The organism is Catenulispora pinistramenti, from assembly GCF_018274385.1.
GTDB lineage: Bacteria > Actinomycetota > Actinomycetes > Streptomycetales > Catenulisporaceae > Catenulispora > Catenulispora pinistramenti.
On sequence record NZ_JAAFYZ010000440.1, the window covers coordinates 1 to 2,676 of the forward strand.

The following is a 2,676-nucleotide window of genomic DNA, read 5'->3' on the forward strand; positions in this document are numbered from 1 at the left end:
GGTCGAGAGCGAGGGCGGGGACCGGAGCTGGGACGACCTGCGCCGACGCCGACTGACCGCTGCCCGCCTGGCCCACCGGGTCGGGGACATGGCCCGCGCCGCCCGGCTGGCCCGGGACGTGAGTGAGGGGGCTGACGTCGACACCACGCGCGAGGCACTGGCTCTGCTGGCCGAGGCGACGTACTGGACGCAGGGCCGTCCGGCCGCGCAAGCCGTACTGCGTCCACACCTCACCGGTCCGGTGGCCGATGAGCACCTGCGCGCGGTCGCCCTCGCCCTCGCCGCTGACTACGGCGACGGCCGGGAAACGCCGCGCCACGAACTCGTGCGGTTGGCGCTCGAGTCCTTCGATCGGGTGGGGGATGGTGCCGACGCAGCCGCGCTCTGTTCGGCGCTGCGCTACCAGGTCGGCGTCAGCTTGGACTCCGGTCAGGGGATCCCGGAGCCGGTCGTTGCTCGCATCGCAGTGTTACAGGGACGCGTTGCGCATCAGGTCAGCTGGACCCGGTTGTCTGTCGTGCAGGGCTTCTGGCATAAGGCTGTCGATGACCTGGACGGTTCCCGAGTCGCGCTGCACGCCGCGATCGCGCAAGCCCAGGCCGAGGGCGACGACGCGGTGCTGCCCACACTGTTCAGCCATCTGGCGCTCACCGAGTGCTGGGCCGGTGATCTGCGCTCGGGGCACAAGGCTGTCGCGGACGGGCTGAGGTTGGCCGCGCCCGGTGGCGTCGCGCCGTTGACGATGTATGTCGCCGATGCCCTGCTCCGCGTGCTCACCGGTGATCTCGACGGAGCCCGGAAGCTGATCGCCGAGCAGCGGGCCGACGGACGGGAGACGATTCAACCGCAGGGCGACATCTTCTACGAGCACGTACTCGGCCTGGCGGCGTTGCTCGACGGCGGCTTCGAGGACGCTCGCGAGCGGCTGGAGCGGGCGTATCGGCTGGCACAGGGTGCTGACATCCTGGAGCCGGGGCGGCGGCAGCGGCTGGAGCCCGATCTCGGGCAGGCCCTGGTGGCGACCGGGGACCTGGATGCCGCCGGCGCGCTGGCGGCTGAACAGCGAGAACTCGGCGAGCGGATGAGGCGGCCGACGCTCGTCGGCATCGCGCACCGCCTTGACGGGGCCGTGCTCGCCGCCCGGGACGACCTCGACGGCGCCGTTGCCGCGCTGCGTCTGGCGGTGGCCGCGCACGAGCGTTCTCCGCTGCGGCTCGAACTGGGTCGCAGCCTGCTGACCCTCGGCGGCGTCCATCGTCGGCGGCGGGCCAAAACCGAGGCGCTGTCGGTGTTGCGCGCTGCCGTCGATCTGTTCACCCGCGCCGGTGCGGTTCCGTTCGCGGCGCAGGCTCAGGCTGAGCTTGATCGCGTGCAGCGGGCCCGCTCTGGCGGCGTCCTCACCGCTACCGAGACCACGGTCGCCGAGTTGGTCGCCGGTGGGCTGAGCAACCGCGAGGTCGCTGAGCGGTTGGTGACCAGCGTGCGCACTGTCGAGGGCCACCTGGGCTCGATCTATCGCAAGCTCGGTGTGCGTTCGCGTACCGAGTTGGCCCGCCGCCTGGCTTAGCGCCGGGCCTCACACCGCCTGATCGATCGCGAGAAATGAACCACAAGCCATGACACAAGAACTGATCAAGTCTTCGCTGAACGCGCACCTGTTGGTCGTCGCGCGCCCTATCGAACTCGCCGCGGTGAGTGAACTGCTGGCTGACGCTGCCGAACGTCCCCGCGCGCTCCTGCTCACCGGCGAGGCCGGCATCGGCAAGTCGACGGTCTGGAGCGCGGGTGTGGAGTCGGCACGCGAAGCCGGGTGGCGGGTGCTCACCGCGCGCGGCGACCCGACCGAGACGGGGCTCTCCTTCGCCGGCCTCACCGACCTGCTCGATCCGGTGCTGGACGAGGTGCTGGACCGGCTGCCCGAGGCGCAGCGGGCCGCGTTGGAGATCGCGATGGTCCGGCGGCTGCCTGAGGGCGGGCAGCTCGGTCCGCACGAGGTCGGGACCGCCGCTGCCGCCGCGGTGCGCGAACTGTGCCGGGACCGGCGGCTGCTGGTGGCGATCGACGACCTGCCGTGGATCGACCGGGCGAGCATCGAAGCGTTCGAATACGCGCTGTCGCGGCTCGGCGGCGAGTGCCTGCGCGTACTCGCGACCCGACGCACGGCCAGCACGCTCGCGTCGGTCCCGTCGGTCCCGTCGGCGGCATCGGCCCTGTCAGCCCCATTGGCGCCGGGCCTGCTGCCTGCCGAGGACGTCGCCACGGTCCCGGTCACCGCGATCGACGTCGCAGCCGCCGCGGACCTGCTCGCCGACCGCCTGGACCTGCGGCTGCCGACCACCGCTCTGCGCGACCTGGTCGAGCACAGCGGAGGCAACCCGTTCTGGATCCTGGAGTTCGGCGCGGCACTGCGGCGTGGCGACGGCGATCGCGGCCCGCTGCCCATTCCCGTCGCCATCCCTATCCCCATCCCCGTCGCACTCGCCGACCTGGTGCGCGAGCGGCTGGACAGCCTGTCGCCCGACGCGCGGCAGGCCCTGGTCGTCACCGCGGCTCTGCCGCAACCAAGCCCGGCCCTGGTCGCCCGAGCGCTCGCCGACCGGACCGCGGACCCGGCCGCCGCGCTGTCCCGCGCGCTGGCCGACGGCGTACTGACCGCCTCCGAATCACCCCAGCGGC

General features: G+C 72.4%; 2 protein-coding genes. Both read left to right on the forward strand.

From position 1 onward, the window contains the following. A partial coding sequence (locus KGQ19_RS52445) for a helix-turn-helix transcriptional regulator (protein WP_307856743.1) occupies window positions 1–1,567 on the forward strand: 1,567 nt, incomplete at its 5' end. 49 nt (window positions 1,568–1,616) lie between these two features. Then, on the forward strand, window positions 1,617–2,676 hold a 1,060-nt coding region (locus tag KGQ19_RS48270), incomplete at its 3' end, for an AAA family ATPase (protein WP_212022321.1).